Raw genomic sequence first — 20,144 nt, forward strand, 5'->3', positions numbered from 1 at the left:
CAATTGCAACTCAGTCAAGGAGCACGGCATGAGCACGATTGGAGGTATTGGCAGTTACGGTGGGATATCCCTGACGGGATTTCGCAACAAGCAGAGTGAAGAGCAGGGCGAGCTGGCCCAGTTGGCGCGCAATGTCGAGAAGACCACACGCACGGCGAACGCCGAGTCCGAACGCGAGTTCCGCGCTAGGCAGGCGACCGAAGAGGGGTTCGCGCGTCTGCGCGTCGCTCTGCAGAACGCTTCAGACGGCAAGGTCGAGACATCCGTCAGTTCACCACTGAGCGACGAGGGCGGTAACACCGCGCTGGAGGCTTTCAAGGCCTACATGGCGATGACTCCGGCCGAAAAGATGCGTGACAGTATCCTCAAGGAAATAGGCATGACCGAAGAGGAGATCGAGGCGCTGCCACCTGAGCAGCAGAAGGCAGTCGAAGAAGAAATTGCCCAGCGCATGGAGGAGCGAGCCAAGATGCCGGCCCAGTCAGAAGACAATGGTCATTCTTATGGGCTGATCTGATCGGCTTGCACCTTGTTGGGTGGGTATTTCAGAGTTGGGCCTGTAAAAATCGTGATGTAAATCACGGATGATTCTCCGTCCTGGTGAATAACCGTTGGAATTTTCATGGGTTGAACTGTCTATCAATCGACGACGGTTCAACCCATGGGCTCTAACCGGTTGAGCTTTCACCACCCTAGAGAATCTTTATCAGGTCATTGCCAATATGGATGTTCTTTCCGAGTTCTTCGAGCGCACGAGCCTGCAAGGGCGACTGTTATTCGCCGGCCCGGTAGACGGTACCCTGGTGTTGGATAAGCCCCCTGGCATGGCATTCATCCATGTGATCGAGCGAGGTGCACTGGATATGGTGCACGCCGACAGGCCTCGCATCGCGATCAGTGAACCCAGCGTTCTGTTCTGTCCCAGCACCTGCTGCTACAAGCTGCGTGCGCACCAGCCCGGTGGCGTCGATCTGATCTGCTCCTCGTTCCAGTTCGGGCGTTCGGGGCAGCAGCCGTTTCCGCTGGGCCTTTTGGAAACCCTGGTGTTTCCGCTGAGCGCCCTTGAGCAGCTCGGGCCGGTGATCGGCTCACTGGTCAACGAATTCCGTACACAGGCTCCCGGCCGGAGCAAGGCGTTGAACCTGCTGTTCGAATACGTGTTCGTCCTGCTGGTACGCCGCGCGGTGAACGAAGGGCGCATAACCAGCGGCCTGCTTTATGCGCTGCAGGACAGTCAACTGGGGCCTGCGCTGATCTGCATTCACCAGGAACCCCAGCTGGCCTGGAGCGTCGAGCGTCTGGCCGCGTTGGCGAAGATGTCGCGTACCAAGTTCGCAGCACTGTTCTCCGAGGTCATGAGCATGACGCCCATGGCCTATGTGACTGCCTGGCGCATGAAGGTGGCGCAGGATCTGCTGCGTGAGGGGAAGCCGATCAAGGTGATCGCCGATGCTGTGGGCTACGCATCGCAAGCGTCGTTCTCACGCACCTTTGCCCAGCAGGTCGGGCAACCGCCAGGCGAATGGTTACGGGCTGAAGGGGAGGACCCGCCGGCGAAGCTGCAGGTGCAGATTTACCGCGATTGAGCATGGCATGCCCATGGCAGCCACCGCCCTGGGCATGCCTCATCGATCAGGCGACGACTGGAATCAGCGGGTCGGCGGCTGCCAGAGCGATCTCGCGCTTGGCCTCCGGCGGGTAGATCCACTGGGTGTTGATCTGCATTTTCAGCTCTTTGCCTTCCTTGCCGGTCAGCACCACCTTACGCTCCCAGCCTTCGGTGAACACAGCGCCCCAGGCGCCCAGGTCCAGGCAGGTGACGTACTTGGGTTGGCTGTAGGGAATCGGCTCGACACCCAGCAGATCGGCTGCAGCGTTATTGCCGGAGGAGCGGCCGAGAGCGATGGCGTGCTGGCAGGTCATCAGTGCGTGGTTGCCAAGTTCATCCACCGCGGCATAGGCGGTATCGCCGGTGGCGTAGATGGCGTCCTGGCCGAGTACTTTCAGGTTGCGGTCGACGTGCAGGCGGCCAAAGGCGTCGCGCTCGCCATCGATCTGCTGCGTCAGCGCTGAGGCCTTAACCCCGACGGTCCAGACTACGGTGCTGGCTTCGATACGTTCGCCGTTGTCGAGCTGGACGCCATGCTCATCGACCATCGACACCGGGCTACCGAGCTTCCAGGTCACGCCCAGTGTGTCGCTGGCTGCGGCGATCACCGAGGCGATCTGCTCGCCCATGACGCTGCCAACCTGTTTGCCCATGTCGACGACGATCACCCGCACATCGGCTTCATTACCCAGAATGGCGCGCAGCCGCGCCGGCATTTCCGTGGCCGTCTCGATACCGCTGAAGCCACCGCCAACCACCACCACGGTGTTACGGGCCTGGCTGGTCGGTTTGTCACGCAGGTTCTGCAGATGGGCCTCAAGTTTCTGCGCCGCCTCCAGGCTGTCGACATCGAAGGCGAAGCTGTCGATACCGGCCAGTGGAGGCCGGGCGACCTGGCTACCGGAGGCCAGAATCAACCGGTCGAAATTCAGTTCGGCCTGCGCGCCGCTCGCGTCACGGTAGATCACTCGCCTGCCTGCGGCGTCGATGCGGGTGGCGCTGCCTTGCACGTATTGCACGCCGACCGCATCGAACAACGGGCCGAGCGATGCAACGGTGGTGCTCAGGTCGCTTTCATAGAAGCGCGGGCGTACGCGCAGTTCCGCTTGCGGAGCGAGGAGGGGCATTTCGACCGTCACGTGCGGCGCATGCGCAAGATCTACGCAGCGCGTGCCGATGCCTTCGCCGAAGCCGCGCACAAGCACTGGCAAGGGCTGATCGAGGTGCCGGAAATTCGTGCAGGTATGGATATCGCCTGCCATTTGCAGGTGGAGAACGAGCAGGAAGCTTTCGCGCGTTTGCAGGCTGCCGGTATCGACGCGTTGCCACTGGCGAGCTACTGCGTCGAGGCAAGGCCACCTGGGTTGGTAATGGGCTTTGCGCCTTATGAAGAACGCGCCATCGAGGATGCCGCCAGGGCCGTTGCGCACATCCTGCGCGGCTGAGAACTGCCCCGGCCAAGGCCGGGGCAGCGACCATCAGAGGATGCTCAGCGGGTATTCGACAAAGGCACGGATCTCGTTGAGATCCGGCCCTACGTCGGTGCTGGAACGGTAGATGGAATTGCGCAGGCGCAGGTGCAGATCCTTGGCAGCGCCACTCTGGATGGTGTAGCCGATCTGGTTGAAGATCTCGCGCTCGGTGCCGTTGTTGTCGTTGCCGGTATCGATGTTGTCACCGCGTACGTAGGCGAACTTGTAACGCAGCCCCGGCACACCGTACTCGGCAAAATCCAGCTCGTAGCTGGCCTGCCATGAACGCTCGTCCTTCAGGTTGAAGTCCGAATAGTAGGAGTTGGCCAGGTAGATGCTGGCGCCGCCATCACCGTAGTCATAAGCAAAGCCGGCATCGCCGCTGTTGCGCTGGTGTGCGACGATGAAGGCATGGGCGCCGATGCTGTACTTGGCCGCCAGGCTCCAGATGGTGTTGCGATCACCCTGACCGTCACCGCCGAGATCCACTGCGGCCACCGAGCCAGTGTCGTACTTGGTGCGGTAGATGTTGAAGTCGAAATTGAGCGCCTGATCCGCTGCCAGCGCCAGGTTGTAATTGACGTTGGCGTAGTAGCGTTTGTACATGTCCTCAAGATCGGCGTGATACACCGCCAGGCTCAAATCGTCGCTGACGGCGTAACTGCCGCCGAGCACATCAATGCTCTTGAGGCGATTGGGGTCGCGTGCCGAGTCGCCCATCGGGCTGTCCGCGGTGAAGCGACCTGCGTTCAGCTCCAGGCCTTCGATCTCGTTGCTGGTGACCAGCGTGCCAGTGAAGGACTGCGGCAGCAGACGGCTGTCGTCATGGGCCAGAACCGGCAGGGAAGGGAACTGGTTGCCGTACTTGATCACGGTATTGGATACGCGCAGTTTCACCGCACCGCCAGCCTGGGACAGGTCGTCCACCGGGCGACCTTCGCTGTCGGTGTCGAAGAACGCGCGATAGTTGCGGCCGCGACCGCTGTCGAGCTTGACCCCGAGCAGGCCGAAAGCATCGACGCCGAAGCCGACGGTACCCTGGGTGAATCCGGACTCGAAGGTGGCGATGAAACCCTGCCCCCAGGTCTTGGCGTCGTTGGTGTTGTCCTTGTAGTCACGGTTGAAGTAGGCGTTGCGCAGCAACAGATTGAGGCTGGCGTCTTCAACGAAACCGTTGGCTTCGGACTGGCTGCTGGCATGAGCCAACTGCCCGCCCAGCGCGAGGCTGCAAGCCAGCGCGAGACAGTGCTTCTTGTGCATGAGTGCTCCCGGTGTTGGTGTGCTGTTTTCAACGCGCCTCACATCGAGGTAAGGCCCGGCCCAGAGGGCGCGCTTAGAGTTATCACCCTGCCAGCAGATGCACTATTCAAGCTGATCGATGATCACTATCAACGACTTCGATGCGGTGTTCGGGAGGATCGGCGATAGGCTTCTCCCCGATGAAGATTCCATAGGCGGCGGTTTTTGCAACACTCCCGGAGGCCGTCGCTCTGGCTCCACTTCATCTCCTTTGGTTAAGACGACTTGTGGCCGCCTGGTGATCCAGTGCGGCCTTTTTTTATGTTCATCTTTCCTGATCTTACGTGCGCAGCGGTTGAAGTGACGGGTCAGTGAAAATCCCGACTGCGTATATCCAGGCCCGTCAGCATCGTCGTCATGTCCGTCAGGCGCCCGGCGATCACGTGGCGCACACCGTCGACGGTCTCAAGATGGCCATCGATGCGCAGCATCTGCGACTGCACCAGAACTCGTCGCTGCCGCTCAGCCAGGTCGTGCCAGACGACCACATTGACCAGACCGAACTCATCTTCGAGGGTGAGGAAAATCACGCCGCTGGCGGTTTGCGGCCTTTGCCGGCCTATCACCAGACCGGCAATGCTGACAGGCCGGCCGTGCTCAACTGCCTGTAGCTCCCGCGAGCTCTTGCAGCGTATCGCTCGCAGCGCCTGGCGCAGCAGGGCCAGAGGGTGCGGACCGAGCGTGGTGCCAAGCGTGGCATAGTCGGTCAGTAGGTCTTCTCCTTGCGATGGTGCAGGCAGACTCAGGATTTCTTCGCTCGGCGCAGATACGCCGGCGAACAGCGGCAACTGTTCCTCGACACCAGCCACCGCCCAGCGCGCCTGATAGCGGTGGCCAACCAGGCCGGAGAGAGCGCCTGCATCGGCCAATCGCTCGCGCGCCGATGCATCCAGGCGTGCACGTATGCTGAGGTCTTCGACATCACGGAATGCGCCGCACTGGCGTGCCTGTTCGATACGGCGCGCGTCGTCTTCGCGCATGCCACGAATCATCCTCAGACCCAGGCGAATGGTCGGCTCGCCATGTTCATCGGGCTCCAGGCTGCAATCCCAGTCGCTGTAGTGCACGTCCACGGGACGCACCTCGACATCATGCCGCCGTGCATCCTGCAGCACCTGATCCGGGCTGTAGAAGCCCATCGGCCAACTGTTGACCAGCGCGCAGGCATAGGCAGCAGGCTCGTGGCACTTCAGCCAGCAACTGGCATAGGCGAGCAGGGCGAAGCTGGCCGCATGCGACTCGGGAAAACCGTAACTACCGAAGCCCTCGATCTGGCGGAAGATCCGCTCGGTGAATGCCTGCGTGTAACCCTTTTCCAGCATGCGCGAGGTGAGTCGCTGACGATGCGGTTCGAGCCCGCCATGACGCTTCCAGGCGGCCATGCTGCGGCGTAGTTCATCCGCCTCGCCGGGTGTGTACTCGGCAGCGACGATGGCCAGCTCCATGACCTGCTCCTGAAACAGCGGTACGCCGAGCGTGCGCTCGAAGACCGGCTTGAGTTCATCCGAGGGATAGTCGATCGGTTCTTCGCCGTTTCGCCGACGCAGGTAGGGGTGCACCATGTCGCCCTGAATCGGCCCCGGACGGACGATGGCCACCTGGATCACCAGGTCGTAGAACGCCTTCGGGCGCAATCGTGGCAGCATCGCCATCTGCGCACGGGACTCGATCTGGAACGCGCCAATGGTGTCTGCACGGCAGATCATGGCGTAGGTGGCCGGGTCTTCCTTGGGCAGGGTGGCCAGCGTCCACTGCGTGCCCCGGTAGCGCTCGATGAGACTGAAGCAACGGCGCAGGGCGCTGAGCATACCCAAAGCCAGCACGTCGACCTTGAGCAGGCCGACCCTGTCCAGATCGTCCTTGTCCCACTGGATGACAGTACGCTCGGCCATCGTCGCGTTCTCCACCGGCACCAGCGTATCGAGGGCGTGCTCGGAAATGACGAAACCGCCCGGATGCTGCGATAGATGGCGAGGGAAGCCAATCAACTCGCCGGTCAGTATCAGCACGCGCCTGAGCAGTGGATTCTGCGGATCGAACCCCGCCTCCAATAGGCGCTCGGGCGCTGGCGGGCCGCTGCTCCAGCGGCCACAGCAGTCAGCCAGCGCATTGACCTGATCAGGCGGCAAGCCGAGGGCCTTGGCGACGTCGCGTATCGCCCCGGCGCCGTGATAGGTGTTGACCACGGCCGTGAGCGCCGCACGCGTTCGGCCGTAGCGACGAAACACGTACTGGATGACTTCTTCACGGCGTTCATGCTCGAAATCGACGTCGATATCCGGCGGCTCGTTGCGCTCGCGGGAGAGAAAGCGCTCGAACAACAGCCGGCTGTGGGTGGGGTCCAGCTCGGTGATACCCAGGGCGAAACAGACGCTCGAGTTGGCCGCCGACCCCCGGCCCTGGCAGAGGATCTGCTGCTCGCGGGCAAAGCGGACGATGTCGTGCACGGTCAGAAAGTAGCTTTCGTATTCCAGTTCGGCGATCAGCGCCAACTCGTGTTCGAGCTGCGCGCGGGCCCTGTCCGGCACTCCCTCGGGCCAACGCTCAGCAGCGCCGCGCTCCACCAGAAAGCGCAGCCAGGACGTGGCGTCATGACCTTCTGGCACCAGCTCGTGCGGGTAGTGATACTCCAGTTGCTCGAGATCGAAGTGGCAGCGCTCGGCGATGCGCAGGCTCTGTGCGAGCAGCTCGGGCGGATACAGCTCGGCCAGCTCCTCAACTCGGCGCAGATGCCGTTCGCCATTGGCAAACAGATAGGCGCCGGCCTCGGCCACGGGCAGATGATGACGGATGGCAGTCATGCAATCCTGCAGGGCGCGGCGGCCACGGGCATGCATGTGCACGTCGCCACAGGCCACAGCCGGCAGGTCGTGATCGCCTGCCAGCTCGAGCAGGCGCTGCAGACGCGCGCTATCGTCCGCACCGCGATGCAGCTCGACGCCCAGCCACAGCCGCTCGGGGAACACCGAGCGAAGCCAGGGCAGGGCGCTGACTTCACCCTCACTGAGCCAGATGGCCAGCAGGCCATCGAGCGGCGCCACGAAATCCTCGTGCAGCAATCGGTAGGTGCCTTTTACCGCCCTGCGCCGCGCCCGGGTGATCAGGCCGCATAGCACCTGATAGCCCGTCAGGTTCTCGACCAGTAGCACCAGCTTCGGGCCTTGCTCGATCCTTACTTCGCTGCCCACGATCAGCTTTACCCCGGTTTTCTTCGAGGCTTCCCAGGCGCGCACGATGCCAGCCAGGGTGCACTCATCGGTGATCGCCAAGGCGCGATAGTTCAGCCTTGCCGCACGCTCGAACAACTCCTGCGCACTGGACGCACCGCGCTGGAAGCTGAAGTTCGACAGGCAATGCAGTTCGGCATAATCGCTCATGCGAACCAGCCGTGCAGCAGCAACGGCCCATTACTGCCGACTGGCCGATACGCCCAGCCGCGCTGCCCTGCACGGGTTTGCACCACGTAATAGTCGCGGCGCACATCCTCGCCATCCCACCAGCCGGACTCGATGCGCTCCGGGCCGGAGATGATGCGCAGTGAGGCTTCGCGTAACGGTTGGGGTTCGCTCAACAGCCAGCCTGGCCGCGGGCCACAAGGAGGCAGCAAGGGGCTGGTCGAGTCGTTGATCCAGGCACGCTCGGGACGGTGATCGGCTCTGGCGCCGAGGCCATGCAGGGCGTCATCACCGAGGCGCGCCCTTAGCCGCTCGCGTAATTGCTCCCAGGGCTGGTTCTGCTGTGGTCGCTCGTCGAACAGTTGCTGGTGCTGAGGCGCAAAGACCGGCAATTCACGTGCCTCCAGCCGCACGGCCAGCACCGGCGCTGGTAGCTGCTGATGTTCCAGACGGCCACGTGTCAGCTCGAACAGCATGCCGGGATCACGCTCGGCGCTGAGCAGACCCACCTGTATCTGCGTATCGGCACCCGCGCGGTGTTCCAGATGCAGGGTGAAACGCTGCACGCCACTATCACGACAGGCCAGGTAAGCCGCCAGATCGGCTGTCAGCCGGCGCAACGGGAACAGCAGTGCCTGATGCGATTCCACTTCGAAATTCAGCTCGATACGGGTATCGAAAACATCCGCAGGCATGAAGAAATCCAGCGCTAACGGACGCTGGCCAGACAGGGTATCGAGATGACGTAGCACTTCGGCAGGGAAACGCTTGGCCAGGCTGTCACGCGGCAGAGCCAACAGCTGCCGCAACTGCCTGAGCCCCATGCGATTGAAGGCCGTGGTTAGCGTGGCGGATAGCCCGAGCCGATCCACTGGCAAGGGATCGAGCATCTGCTTGAGCATCCGCTCATCACTTGCCATCAACCCATCACCGACATTGACCAGCACTCGGGCCGCTGCCGGATTCGGCGCGACGGCAATGCGGTGCTGGAAGGCCAATGCCGAAAGCTCGGCGCGCAGGCGTGCTTCGAAACGCGGCCAGGGGCCGAACAGTCCCAGACTGGACTGCACCTCCAGCAACAGGCAGCGCGGATAGTGCAGGCTGACCTGGGCACTGAAGCCATAGGCCCAGGCGGCCAGAAACTGCTGCCAGCGCTCGATGGCCGCAAGATCGTATTCTGCCGTGGCAAACCCACGTGTCAGCGCCTGCGCTGCAGTCAGTGACTGGCCGGGCTTCAGCCCCAGGGCTCGGGCTGCCGGGTTGACCGCCTGTAGAACGCGCCGTTGTGGCGAGCCGGTAAGCAGCACCAACGGCTCATCAGGATTGGCGCGGTGGCGCTGCACGCCGTCCATGGCCAGTTGCGGCAACAAGATGCAAGCCCAGAGCATGGCAGGTTCAATGCCAGGCAAACGCGAGCGGCTGCGCAGGTGGTAGACCACCGCGACACTTGATCACCCGTAGCTGCGCTGGCTGGCTGTCGAGCACCAGTCGTAGTGCTGCCGGTGAAGGATTGGCCGCTTCTGCCTGCGGCCGATAGGCGAAAGCTAGGGTTTGTCCGGTAGCCGCTGCCACTTGCAGACGTCTCAGCGAGCGATCATCGGCCTGACGCAACCAGCTCAACACCGCGCCACAACTCCCCGAACGCAAGCATTGTTCGGCAGCCCACAGGGCATCGCGGCCATCTGCCTGGATGATGCTCAGTTGGCGTAAATCGACGCCGGCATGAATCCAGGCCTGAGGGTAGGGCAGATGAGGAGGGGAGATCAGCACCACCCGCTCGCCTGAAACCGTCAGACTGGCAAGGGTCGGCCACAGCAAACTCAGCTCGCCAATGCCAGGCGCAGTCGTGAGAATTTCACTGAGTGCAGCCCTAGGCCAGCCGCCACCTGGCAGTACGGCGTCGAGAAACTGATGTCCAGTTGAGAAATTGGCGCCCGATGGCGATGAAACGACCTGGCCTCGCCATACGCGGCGAGCGTCGATCAACCGGTCAAGCGCGACCACGGATGACATGGAGGTAACAACCAAATACTGTATATGAATACAGTATTGTTTGAGCCAACGCATGGGTCAAGAGAATCGCGATAAGGTGCTCAACCTGGTTACCGAGACGCAGCCGAGTCAGCCGAATAAATCCGTCCGGAGCATCGCGTCGATCCAGGCAATCGCGATCTACGTACAACCAACCCATACGATCCGTCGTGTTGTGTTGTGTTGTGTTGTGCAGACACTGACTCGAAGCGAAGCGAACCCATATGGCATCTCGGAAATTTATCGCAGCACGCATCTAGGACTGTCGAGCGCAAAGCGAAGCTGCAGATGCGGTTGAGAGAATGACCAAGCGAAAGGTCTCAAGGCCCATGGGAGTATATGGATCATGGGAACGATGAAACCCGGCGTTTCAAGTGTCTGGGAGCCAACTGTAGGTGACTCTTAAATATCGTAATTATGTTATCTCATTGAATTTATTATAAAAAAACCTAACGTGTTTTTTATATCCTGTAAAAAAACAAACTAAAAGGTATTTTTTACATTTTTCAAAGACCAGCTACGCTGATAACGAACTGTGATCTATCGAAGGATGCAGGGAGGGAACATGGGGCAAATTTTGCTGCGGGAGGGCTTGGTTGTCGTCGCGAGGGGGCATGTAGCAACAGTTAATAAATGCCTTCCTAACTTGACGATTGAGGTTGTCCTAAAAAAAAGCAGTGAAAAGTTAGTTGTCGATATTGACGAAATTGAGCATTTACCCTCAAGGGATGAGGATAATATTAATCTGCTTCAAGTTGAGTCGCTGTCAAGCGAGTCGGTAGTGCCCCTGGAGGAGTTGCAGGCCGCTCAGTCACAGTTCGACTTAATAAAGAGATACTTGGCAAAAGAACTCAACTTGACTCAGGCGCTAGAGCAAGCCGGCGTCTCAAATGGTACCTTTTATAGAAACATTAAGTTTTATGATGAAGAAATTGGTCCAGCGTCTCTGCTAAGGATGAAGAGAGGGAACAAGAAAGGCTCTAGAAGACTCATTAAAGATGTCGATGACGTAATAAAACAGGCAATCAAAGAAGCGTACATAGGAAAGTCGGCAACCATAGCTGCGGTTTTTCGCAAGGCGGAAGAATTATCCATTAGGCTTGGTTTAAAGCCACCTTCTCGATCGGCAATATCTGCACGGCTCAAAGATATACCAGAGAAAGAGCGTCATCTGAGAAAGCATGGGCATGAGGCGACGAGTCAAAAATATGCAGCAAGACCAGGTAGAAAGGAAATTCATCTGCCGCTTGAATGGGTGCAGATGGATCATACCAGAGTAGATCTGATATTGGTCGATCAAATTACACGCCGACCAATAGGTAGGCCCTGGTTAACTGTCCTCATTGACCTCAAGACCAGGGTTATTCTTGGTTATTATCTAAGTCTATACCCGCCATCTAGCCTCTCTGTTGCCTGTGCTGTAGCGCATGCCGCACTTCCTAAAAATCAATTCCTTAAAAGACTGGGAGTGAGCGCAGGTCTACATCCATATTATGGGGTTCCAAAACTCTTGCACATGGATAACGCAAGTGAGTTCAAGACCGTTAAATTTCAGCGTGCATGTGTGCTACACAAGATTGGCTTGAAATGGCGGCCAATTGGGGCGAAGCATTATGGAGGTCATGTTGAGCGTTTGATCGGCACACTGATGACCGATTATGTGCACTTCTTGCCCGGTACTACTCACTCCAATCCTGTTAGCCGCAGAGGTTATGATAGTGAGAAAAATTCTGCACTGACCTTCAAGGAATTTTGCCAATGGTTTGCAGGGCAGGTCGCTATTTATCATGGGCGTAAGCATAAAGGGCTGGGCCGCTCTCCTGCGGCGGAGTGGAAGTCGCATTTTGTTGATTCCGAAAACAACGTTACTCATCCTCCGATAATTTCCGATCCATGGACGTTTCGTCTTGACTTCATGCCGGAGATGAGTCGAAAAATCCACCCCCAGGGCGTGACTCTAAATGGTAAATGGTACTGGAGCCCTGGATTAACTCCCCATATAGGTAAAGAGAGAGTGGTCATTAAGTACGATCCGCACTCAATGGCGACAATATGGGCAAGGTTGGATGGAGGATATATTCCGCTGTACTTTTCGGATGTAACGACTAGTGACTTTGCATATGAGGAACACAGGGCGCTATTGAAGTTTAGGCGAAAAGAAGGCGTCACACCAGATGGAGCATTGGAAGATCATGCTTTGATAGATTTGATACAAAAAAATGAGCAGATAGTGAATGGGGCAGTAACGAAGACAAAGCGAGCGAGAAAAATAATTGCTGCCAAATTCGAGCATGAGACCAGCACGTGGATCGCTGACGAGACTATATCAGCGACTGCTCCAGATAGGTCAGATGAAGAAATCAAAAAACCTGACTACTCGAAAAAGGCGACGCCCTATTCTAGGAGGTCTTGATGAGTTCTTATGAGCACTTAACGGAGAGCGCTAGGGAACTGGCATGTTCATCTGACGACATGCGGTTGGCCGCTATACAGCGAGATAGTTTTTACATTGACCACCCTCAATCAAACAGCATTTTAAAGATGGTTGAAAATCTACTGGCCGTTCCTAGAAGAATGCAGGCGCCGTGTATGATTGTAACCGGTGCTCCTGGCGCCGGTAAAAGCTCAATCATTCAGCAGATAAGGAATTCTGAAGCACTCTCTAACCAAATTGTCTTTCTAGACATGGTTGCGAACCCATTTAATCTAAAGTTTGGTGAGTTGCTTGTTTCGGCACTAGGCCTCCCTCATGGGCTGATTAAGTTCGGACACCCTAGGAAAGCCACGCTTCCGGCGGAACTGGCCGAAGTGATAAAGTTGAGAAAAATAAAGGCTCTGATTATAGATGAGCTGCACGAGTCAATGCTGGTGGCGAGGCCAGAACAACTTAAAAATTTGTCCATTCTGAAGTCGCTATCCAATAATACTTATGGATTATCAATAATAGGTTTCGGCATTAATCTCGCCAAGAACGCTTTGAGTATGGATGAACAGTTCTCTAGGCGATTTTATAGCGTCCAGATTGATGACTGGAGAGAAAGCGAGTCTTTTAGATCGTTTCTGGCGGGGGTTGAGCAAAATCTACCATTAAGAAGGCCGTCAAACCTTGATGGTGCTGAGGTTATTGGGTTTCTTTTAGAGAATACCGGTGGGCGAATGGACTCTATTATGAACTCAATTAAATCTGCTGCATGCTACGCAGTAAAGTCGGGAGAGGAACGCATCACCATAGGCTCTTTGGTAAAAGCTATTTCGACGCCATGGAGTTACTAATGCGCCTCCTTGATTTATGCCCCGCCAGCGTGGACGAGTGCTTTTCATCCTGGATATATAGGTGCATGATAAAGTTTCCTTGGGTGAGGTTCTCATTGGAAGGAGTCAGCGTAAAGGCTGAGTCTGATAGGTGTGGTGAATTAGTTTATGAGGATCCGGATTTTGATATTAGCTCTAGTTATGTCCAAGATGTTACATCGAGGCTGAATCTCGCTCAGGATGACTATTTTCGATTCTTTGATAAGAAGCCTGGCAAGCTTTTGTCATGGCAAAGTCGTCGATTTTACTGTCGGGATTGTGTAATGGATGATATTAAAAATAATATTCTTCCATATTGGCGGCGGAGCTGGTGCAGTGCCGTTTGCGTATTCTGTCCGCTCCATGAGAAAAAGTTGTCGAGTATTAGGTTTAACTGTGATCCTATTGGTAGAGGCTGGCGAGCATTCTCTGAGTTTTCGCGATACCCCTACCACCAATATCAAGGTACTAGAAACTATAATTTGTGGGAGAGCGAGAGTTTGCAGAAAGCTCTTTATGACCTTGCAATCCAAGTATTTGAATGGTATGGCTCTAGCGAAGAAGCGAGGGTGGATAGTGCAGGTGCTGATGTTGCTTCAACTGCATACTTTGATCTTGTTTTTGAGTTGTTGACACAGGCTCCCAGCCTCCATAATTCAGGCGGACTGTCTTGGTCGTTTACGTTTGCTTTTAAGCTGAGACTAGGGCGTTATCGAAAAGATTATTCTTGGCTACTTGAGAATGGCGTTAATGAAGTTGATGTAAATCAAAGGGTTTGTGGGGTGATTTTAGCTGGTAAGGTGCTTGGGATTCTCTCTGATGAAGAGGTTGGGCGTCTTGATTGCATGGTGGATGATTTGTTTCCTTATTTCGGTCTCAGTAACCTAGAGCTAGGTTTTAGATGTGCAAATTATAGTTCTATTGGCGATTATGATTATCTTCTGTCTAGGATTGGTCGGCTTCCATACTCAAGCCAGGCGCGTTTTGATGGCTTTGTTGCGGGTTTGACCCCTGAAATGTAAGTAGCTCTGAAGGAAATAAATTTCTCGCCATTGGCGGACTACATATGAGGATGGCGGGCTAGCAATCCAACGCAATTCGCATCCACTTCGGTATTTTACTGGTCATCAATTTGATTAAGTCGTCAGGCCTAAGCGCTTTCTTAATCGCAGCAGTGCATTCTGGAGTAGCGCCTTCTTTACCGAGATAAAACAGTGCACTGATAGCCATCCCCGCCTCAGTCCCGGCATGCTGCATCACCATCGGGGCCGCATGTATCAGTCGGACTTCAGCTTTACCTATGAATACTGAACGGCTGGCTCCGTTGGTGTAATAGATTGGAATGAGCGGCATCTGGGTACTGAGCCCAAACCTCCTGACGGCATTGGCACCATGGATCTGCAGAGACAAGCGCTTCTGCCTGGTAATCAGGCTAAGCAATTTCCAGGGATTGGGACGAGCCCTGGCAACGTAACGTCCGGGTTTCGGGCGCATATAAATTCCGCGATACACCCGTTCGAGCTCGCCTCGGTTGACCAGTCGAGCTATTGCTTTGGATACGGCGTTTTTCGTTCCAAGCCCTGTGAAACGCCTGATGCTGAACGGCTGCCCTTTAGGTAGGCGCTTGACTCGTTGCGCAATCCGGGCAGATACCGACTGGGCTTGATCAGTGCTGAGCATCGTGGCGTTCACGCCTATAGCGAGAAGTCTAACGACGAACTGAAAAGCGGCTGATGGAACGCAATTACTCTTCGCCGATATTCATCATCTTGAGCGTCGTTTATCAGGCACTCTTCGAGGCGCCCCAGCGAGAAAACTTGATCGGCGGACGGGTAGTGTCTGAGCAGGCTTTTCGCATGGCTGCGAATGTCATCAGGTAGTTCGCTGTTACGAGAGAGGTCGCGGAGAAAAGCTTCGGTCTTGACGACACTCCGGGTTCTTTCATGCGGAAGGGTCAAAGCGGCTACCTCCTTATTCAGTTATTCCAATCTACGAGACCAGAACGGGCAAGCCGCGCGCTTACCCCTAATTTGTCCGCGATTCGACGTGGTGCGGCTGATGGATTTTCAACCCTACAATCAGTTTTTCCCCCAGTAGTTGTCTTTGCTGACCAGACCAAAATATTCGGAAGCAAATGGCTGATCATCATCGAACATACCATTGACCATGCGCTCCCGACGCAACCCACTCAGCACCCTGAAAAAGCAGGGCTCACAGAGATGCACCCGGTAGTGCTCCCCATCATGCTGGGAGCCATATCCCCATTGGGCTTCAAGCTTGCCATATTGGGGAGCATAGCCGGGAATACGCGTGCCAGAGCGGCACACGTCGCAGATCACATCCTCAACGACATCGACCAATGCCTGCGATTTAATCTCCATGCACACCTCACGATTACGTTCCACACGACGCCGGCCGGTTATGGATTCATGAACACCAACATCATTGGATCAGCCTCGACTGGCTGAGCATTAAAAACAAGCCAGTAGCTGCTGCCGATAATGCTGGGAAAAGCTGACCTGGTAAGCAGGCTCAATTGCAAAGCCACCCAGCGAAATGATGTTCGTAGGCTGCGATCCAATACCCGGTTCTGCACCACCTAACCCCGCACCGTCGAAACCTTCAACATGACCCAAAGTGCCCATCGGCTCAGGCCTGGAGCCTGGAGTAAAACCAGGCATCTGCACATCGTTCAAAACTGCCAGGTCATCAGGCAAGTCATCCGATATTCGCTCCGCAAAACCCTGAAGCGTTGGCTCCGCCAACATGAATAGCCATGCCTGGTCGTCGGACTCACCTGTGCGCCGCAGCACTCGCCCCAGCACTTGCCGGTAATGCAGTTCGGTGCGGATACGGCTGAGATAGCAGCACACTTGCAGGCGGGGAATGTCGGTGCCTTCGCTGATCATTCCGACGGCCACAATCCAGCGGCAGGCGCTGCTCCGGAATGCATTGATCACCTGCTGCGCATCTTGGGTTTTGTTGGTCACGATGCGGGATTCTTCACCCATTGCTTCTAGAGCCAGTGCAACTTGCTGGGCGTGTTCGATGTCTGTGGCCACCACCAAACCAGCGGCATCAGGTTTGATCTGGCGTAGCTCGTTCAGCTTGCTGCAGCCAAGATCGAGGATTGGATTGATCACCTCGTCATGACGCAGAAGTTCCTCATAGGTGACAGGTGACTCCCCTAAAAGCTTGGCGATGCTGGGAAACAGCCTCACGGAGCTATTCGCGCCAAGCTCTTCCGTAAGTTTCACCTTCTGATTGTCGAGCAACACAATGCGAGGTGATCGGCACACGTCGTCGGCAATGGCATCTTTCAAGCCATAACGGTAATCACAGATCAGATGCCCCTCGGGCGAAGAGTAGCGAGCCAATGCGATGGCCTTGTCGTCCGAACGCCAGGGCGTGCCAGACAGGGCCAACGTGAAGGCAGCCCGATCCTGTATCCGATGTAGTATCTGCTGCCCCCAGGCATTGCTGAGCAGCGGATCGTGGCCGGCGCAATGGTGGATTTCATCGAAGACCACGAACACCCGGTAGTCATCAAGCAGCTGCCAGAATCCCTCATCACGGTATTCCATGGCCTGATAGGTATAGGCAGCGCCCACGGCACCTATCTGGCCATCTAGGCGTCTGCCTAGGACTTCCGCAAAGGTCGAACGAAAACCCTCCACGACCTGGCAGGACGGCGCAAAGCACAGCACCAAATCGATTCTGTCCTGCTCAAGCAGTTGGCTGACCAGTTCTGCCGCCATGCGCGTCTTTCCGGCTCCCGGGGTTGCCTGGCAGAAGAAGTGCGGCGTGACGGTGAAGTGCTCCAGCGCCATGGTGATGCAGCTGTTCTGCCAGCTCCGTAGCGATCTACTCATCGTGGTGCGGCGAGCGTTTTGAGGGTCTTCTCGATGGCGCGCAGATGCCCCAAAAGACGAGAACTACGATCCCTGGCCTCCAGGTACTCGCCTTCAACCTTGTCCCGCAAATGTGGCATCTCGTCCAGAAGCAACTTGAATCGCTCTGCCTCACCCATTGAAGAAAGAAAATCCAGACGGATCTCCTTATGGAGTGCCTCCAGCTGCTGATCCATATTGGCTGAAGATTGAAGCGGCAGAGCTTTCACGTCGCGTACCGCTGTGTCCTGCTCAGCCGCCCTTGCAGACATAAGACTGTTTTCAAAACCGTTGTCGATCAGCTCAAGTTGAAGATGTGCTGGGGTAGGCAGCAGGTGGTAGACCTGCCCCCGTACGCGGCGCTGTTCGTCATGCACTAACCAACCTATGCGTAACATCCGGCGCATCTGTTCATACACATAGCGGCGTAAATCACCGATGCGATAGGTCATGCCATCCAGGTGCTTGGCATAGGCATCGCGCAGTTCACGAATTGTGAACCGTGTGCGGCCTTCCTCCTGAAGCAGCTCATACAGCCGCCTGTCGAAGATGAACGAGGCTGATTTCATTGCGGCACCTGAGAAGATAGCGCGAAAAATACGGATTATAGTCCGTGGCCTCTGCGTCCGTAAACGCATGATATTGCCGTCTCAGTGGAATTGAGACGGTCATGGATAAGTTGGCGAAAGCGTTGGGCGAACGCATCCGAGCGCAGAGAAAGGCCTGCCGAATTTCTCAGGATGCCCTGGCGCTGGCCTGCAGCATCGACCGCAGCTACATGGGGCGGATCGAGCGGGGTGAAGTAAGCATCACCGTAGAGAAGCTGTATCGAATTGCATGCCAGCTTGCCTGTGACCCTGCTTACCTGCTACCGAAGTTGTCCGAACTTAAACCAACCTGAACGATCCTGGATTAAAAGTCGCAACTGGCCTCCGCGCGACGGGGCGAGTGATCCACGTGCTCAAGCAATGGTTTGCCGGCTTAGTCGTTTCAGTCAGGTTTGCTTTTTTGCTGGCGGAGTCGCTTTATCTACTGCCGCGGTTGCGCGCTGGGCTCTGTGCGACTGCCGAGAGGTGCCTTGCCTGACCTTGGCCTGGCTCAAGCTGTCTAGTTCGCTCTGTAGATTCTGATTGCGTTGCTGCAGGACCAGCTTGACGGCTTCTGACGCGCTGAACTGGCTCTGCAGAGCTTCCAGAGCCTGAGCTTTCTGATCCAGCAGACGTTGCTTGGCCTGCTGGTCCCTGTGCAACTGCCTTGCTTCGGTGAGAAGGCGTGCGTTGTCGCGATTCAGTTGGGTCAGCTCGTCCTGCTTGATGATCAACGTCTGCTGCAGCTGGCGAATTTCCAGCTGCAACTGTTGCGCCTGCGACTCGTGTCGGCGCTGTTCCTGCTCACGCTGCTCCTTGCTGGCCTGCCGGTAGTGCTCCAGTGTGTTACGCGCATGTCGGTGTTTTTCCTCCAGCGAGTGGATCTGTGCATCGCGATCCTTGAGCCGATCCTCCAGGTCGCGATTGGCCTGCTGCAGGCGGGCATTCTCGACCTCGGCTTGCTGCCGTAGCTCGCGTAACTGTTGCAACTCATGGTCAGTGGCCTGAAATCGTTCGGCGTCGAGCGCTGTCTGGCCTTCCAGTTGTTGGATGCGGCTCTCGGCCTGCCGAATCCGCTGCTGGTAGTCGATCCGCTCGCGCTCCAACAACTCTCGCTCCCCGGCAACAACGGCTTGCGCTTCTTCTTGCAATTGGTCGGCCAGTTGGTTCACCAAGTTAGTCAGTTGCTCGCTCAGAGCAAGCGGTACTGCTCCACGACCACTGTCGGCGGCCTCCAGCTCTTTCAGGTAACGGTGAATGGTGGTCTTTGAACCGGTATTGCCCAGCTCAACCCGTACCGCATCGATGCTCGGGTACTCGCCGCGGGCGAGGAGGGTAGTGCGTGCCTTCTGCACCACCGCCTTGTTGATACCGCCGCGTGCCATGTTGCTCTCCTACGATTTCGTACTGTAATACATATGCTGTATTTACATACTATATTTGATAAGGTTTTTACACTAGATGGACGCTTACCTAAAATTGGATAATGACGAATTATCCAAGGTGAAGCGCCATTTTCGTCGTTTGGCAGTCGCTCACCGGTACACCAAGGGGATGCGCTCAGATGAGCCAGGAGATTGAGCGGTACCTGCAGGCCGGCACCCGCGCCAACACGCGGCGCAGCTACCAGCAGGCGCTTGAGCACTTCGAGGTGACTTGGGGCGGCTTCTTGCCGGCGACCAGCGATGCCATCGTGCGCTACCTGGTCGACCACGCCGCCACGCTGTCCAGCAACACGCTCAAGCTGCGCCTGGCAGCCCTGGCGCAGTGGCATGTCAGCCAGGGTTTTCCGGATCCAACCAAGACCCCACTGGTCCGTCAGGTCCTCAAAGGCATCCGTACGCTGCATCCGCGTCAGGAGAAGCAGGCCGAACCCTTGCAGCTGCGCCAGCTCGAGCAGTGCGTGTTGTGGTTGGAGCGGACTGGCGATCAGGCCCGTGCCGAGGACGACTGGCCGCGGATGCTGCGCTGTTGGCGTGACCGCGCGTTGATCCTGATCGGCTTCTGGCGGGCGTTCCGCAGTGATGAGTTGTGCCGCCTACGAGTCGAGCACATCCAGGTAAGGCCTGGGGAGGGCATGCAACTGTTCCTACCCTGGAGCAAAGGTGACCGGGACAACCAAGGCCAGACCTTTAGCGCGCCGGCGCTGGCCAGGCTGTGCCCGGTACAGGCCTACGTCGACTGGATCAGCCTGGCGGGCATTGCGCGCGGGCCGGTCTTCCGTGGAGTTGATCGCTGGGGGCACTTAGGTGAGCAGGGTTTGCACCCAAATAGCGTTGTCCCACTCATGCGCGCCGTCCTGCAGGCGGCAGGGCTGCCTGCGGAGCTGTACAGTAGCCACTCGCTGCGCCGCGGTTTTGCCACCTGGGCTACCCGCAGCGGCTGGGATCTCAAAGCACTGATGCAGTACGTTGGCTGGAGCGATGGTCAATCCGCATTGCGCTATGTCGAGAGCACAGGAGTGTTCCCTGGGCAGCTGAGTGCGCTACAACATATCTCAAACTGGCCCGAGGGACTGCCATAAGACCGCCTTCGGCGGCCCCGATCCGCACCTAGCCGCGCACTGGGAA

At 57.0% G+C, this 20,144-nt stretch carries 19 protein-coding genes; 8 read left to right on the plus strand and 11 right to left on the minus strand.

Features of this window, described 5'->3' with window-relative positions; genetic code table 11:
- The first annotated feature begins 28 nt into the window (after positions 1 to 28).
- On the plus strand, positions 29 to 517 hold the full coding sequence (locus BLT86_RS06030; RefSeq protein WP_075747676.1) for a hypothetical protein: 489 nt from the start codon (positions 29 to 31) through the stop codon (positions 515 to 517).
- Positions 518 to 722: 205 nt separating this feature from the next.
- Positions 723 to 1,586 (plus strand): helix-turn-helix transcriptional regulator, encoded by an 864-nt coding sequence (locus tag BLT86_RS06035; protein ID WP_092375318.1) that lies wholly within the window; start codon positions 723 to 725, stop codon positions 1,584 to 1,586.
- A 46-nt stretch (positions 1,587 to 1,632) separates the two neighbouring features.
- On the opposite strand, the gene BLT86_RS06040 is transcribed toward BLT86_RS06035, so the two are convergent.
- Complete coding sequence (locus BLT86_RS06040) at positions 1,633 to 2,871, minus strand: NAD(P)/FAD-dependent oxidoreductase (RefSeq protein WP_092375321.1); 1,239 nt, start codon at positions 2,869 to 2,871, stop codon at positions 1,633 to 1,635.
- Between BLT86_RS06040 and BLT86_RS06045 the strand changes: the two genes are divergently transcribed.
- Positions 2,758 to 3,054 (plus strand): aminotransferase-like domain-containing protein, encoded by a 297-nt coding sequence (locus BLT86_RS06045; RefSeq protein ID WP_167371353.1) that lies wholly within the window; start codon positions 2,758 to 2,760, stop codon positions 3,052 to 3,054. The two genes, BLT86_RS06040 and BLT86_RS06045, sit on opposite strands and share 114 nt — an antisense overlap.
- Before the next feature lie 33 nt (positions 3,055 to 3,087).
- Here the strand turns inward: BLT86_RS06045 and BLT86_RS06050 are convergent, their stop codons facing one another.
- From BLT86_RS06050 to imuA, 4 genes are all read right to left on the minus strand, one after another.
- Positions 3,088 to 4,341 (minus strand): OprD family porin, encoded by a 1,254-nt coding sequence (locus BLT86_RS06050; protein ID WP_036999529.1) that lies wholly within the window; start codon positions 4,339 to 4,341, stop codon positions 3,088 to 3,090.
- Between the two features lie 347 nt (positions 4,342 to 4,688).
- Positions 4,689 to 7,757 carry an error-prone DNA polymerase gene (locus tag BLT86_RS06055; protein ID WP_092375328.1) on the minus strand — a complete coding sequence of 1,023 codons (3,069 nt, stop codon included), beginning with the start codon at positions 7,755 to 7,757 and terminating at the stop codon, positions 4,689 to 4,691.
- The gene (locus BLT86_RS06060; RefSeq protein ID WP_092375331.1) at positions 7,754 to 9,163 is read right to left on the minus strand and encodes a Y-family DNA polymerase; all 1,410 of its coding nucleotides are present in this window, start codon (positions 9,161 to 9,163) and stop codon (positions 7,754 to 7,756) included. Before BLT86_RS06060 ends, BLT86_RS06055 begins: the two co-directional genes overlap by 4 nt.
- 7 nt (positions 9,164 to 9,170) lie before the next feature.
- The gene (gene imuA, locus BLT86_RS06065; protein WP_026088565.1) at positions 9,171 to 9,788 is read right to left on the minus strand and encodes a translesion DNA synthesis-associated protein ImuA; all 618 of its coding nucleotides are present in this window, start codon (positions 9,786 to 9,788) and stop codon (positions 9,171 to 9,173) included.
- A 583-nt stretch (positions 9,789 to 10,371) separates the two neighbouring features.
- Between imuA and BLT86_RS06070 the strand changes: the two genes are divergently transcribed.
- From BLT86_RS06070 to BLT86_RS25665, 3 genes are all read left to right on the plus strand, one after another.
- Positions 10,372 to 12,219 carry a Mu transposase C-terminal domain-containing protein gene (locus tag BLT86_RS06070; RefSeq protein ID WP_167377312.1) on the plus strand — a complete coding sequence of 616 codons (1,848 nt, stop codon included), beginning with the start codon at positions 10,372 to 10,374 and terminating at the stop codon, positions 12,217 to 12,219.
- Positions 12,219 to 13,079 (plus strand): TniB family NTP-binding protein, encoded by an 861-nt coding sequence (locus tag BLT86_RS06075; RefSeq protein WP_092375339.1) that lies wholly within the window; start codon positions 12,219 to 12,221, stop codon positions 13,077 to 13,079. The genes BLT86_RS06070 and BLT86_RS06075 overlap by 1 nt, the downstream gene beginning before the upstream one ends.
- A 302-nt stretch (positions 13,080 to 13,381) precedes the next feature.
- Entirely contained in the window at positions 13,382 to 14,119 is a 738-nt protein-coding gene (locus BLT86_RS25665) for a hypothetical protein (RefSeq protein ID WP_128578547.1), read from the plus strand.
- Positions 14,120 to 14,177: 58 nt separating this feature from the next.
- On the opposite strand, the gene BLT86_RS06080 is transcribed toward BLT86_RS25665, so the two are convergent.
- From BLT86_RS06080 to BLT86_RS06100, 5 genes are all read right to left on the minus strand, one after another.
- On the minus strand, positions 14,178 to 14,777 hold the full coding sequence (locus BLT86_RS06080) for a DUF6088 family protein (protein WP_092375342.1): 600 nt from the start codon (positions 14,775 to 14,777) through the stop codon (positions 14,178 to 14,180).
- A 14-nt stretch (positions 14,778 to 14,791) separates the two neighbouring features.
- Positions 14,792 to 15,055: a BPSL0761 family protein gene (locus tag BLT86_RS26290; RefSeq protein WP_092375345.1), complete on the minus strand. Its 264-nt coding sequence runs from the start codon at positions 15,053 to 15,055 to the stop codon at positions 14,792 to 14,794.
- Positions 15,056 to 15,175: 120 nt separating this feature from the next.
- Positions 15,176 to 15,478 carry a hypothetical protein gene (locus BLT86_RS06090; RefSeq protein WP_092375348.1) on the minus strand — a complete coding sequence of 101 codons (303 nt, stop codon included), beginning with the start codon at positions 15,476 to 15,478 and terminating at the stop codon, positions 15,176 to 15,178.
- A 90-nt stretch (positions 15,479 to 15,568) separates the two neighbouring features.
- The gene (locus BLT86_RS06095) at positions 15,569 to 16,969 is read right to left on the minus strand and encodes a DEAD/DEAH box helicase (protein WP_092375352.1); all 1,401 of its coding nucleotides are present in this window, start codon (positions 16,967 to 16,969) and stop codon (positions 15,569 to 15,571) included.
- Positions 16,966 to 17,556, minus strand: a complete 591-nt coding sequence (locus BLT86_RS06100; RefSeq protein ID WP_092375355.1) for a hypothetical protein — start codon at positions 17,554 to 17,556, stop codon at positions 16,966 to 16,968. Before BLT86_RS06100 ends, BLT86_RS06095 begins: the two co-directional genes overlap by 4 nt.
- Positions 17,557 to 17,657: 101 nt before the next feature.
- Here BLT86_RS06100 and BLT86_RS06105 point away from each other — a divergent pair, with 101 nt between their 5' ends.
- Positions 17,658 to 17,888 carry a helix-turn-helix domain-containing protein gene (locus tag BLT86_RS06105; RefSeq protein WP_092375359.1) on the plus strand — a complete coding sequence of 77 codons (231 nt, stop codon included), beginning with the start codon at positions 17,658 to 17,660 and terminating at the stop codon, positions 17,886 to 17,888.
- A gap of 93 nt (positions 17,889 to 17,981) precedes the next feature.
- On the opposite strand, the gene BLT86_RS06110 is transcribed toward BLT86_RS06105, so the two are convergent.
- Positions 17,982 to 18,959 (minus strand): DNA-binding protein, encoded by a 978-nt coding sequence (locus tag BLT86_RS06110; protein ID WP_092375361.1) that lies wholly within the window; start codon positions 18,957 to 18,959, stop codon positions 17,982 to 17,984.
- 179 nt (positions 18,960 to 19,138) lie between these two features.
- On the opposite strand from BLT86_RS06110, the gene BLT86_RS06115 reads away from it, so the two are divergent.
- Complete coding sequence (locus tag BLT86_RS06115; protein ID WP_074937805.1) at positions 19,139 to 20,098, plus strand: site-specific integrase; 960 nt, start codon at positions 19,139 to 19,141, stop codon at positions 20,096 to 20,098.
- Positions 20,099 to 20,144 lie beyond the last annotated feature (46 nt).

The sequence above is a fragment of the Pseudomonas sihuiensis genome (assembly GCF_900106015.1).
Taxonomy (GTDB): Bacteria; Pseudomonadota; Gammaproteobacteria; order Pseudomonadales; family Pseudomonadaceae; genus Aquipseudomonas; species Aquipseudomonas sihuiensis.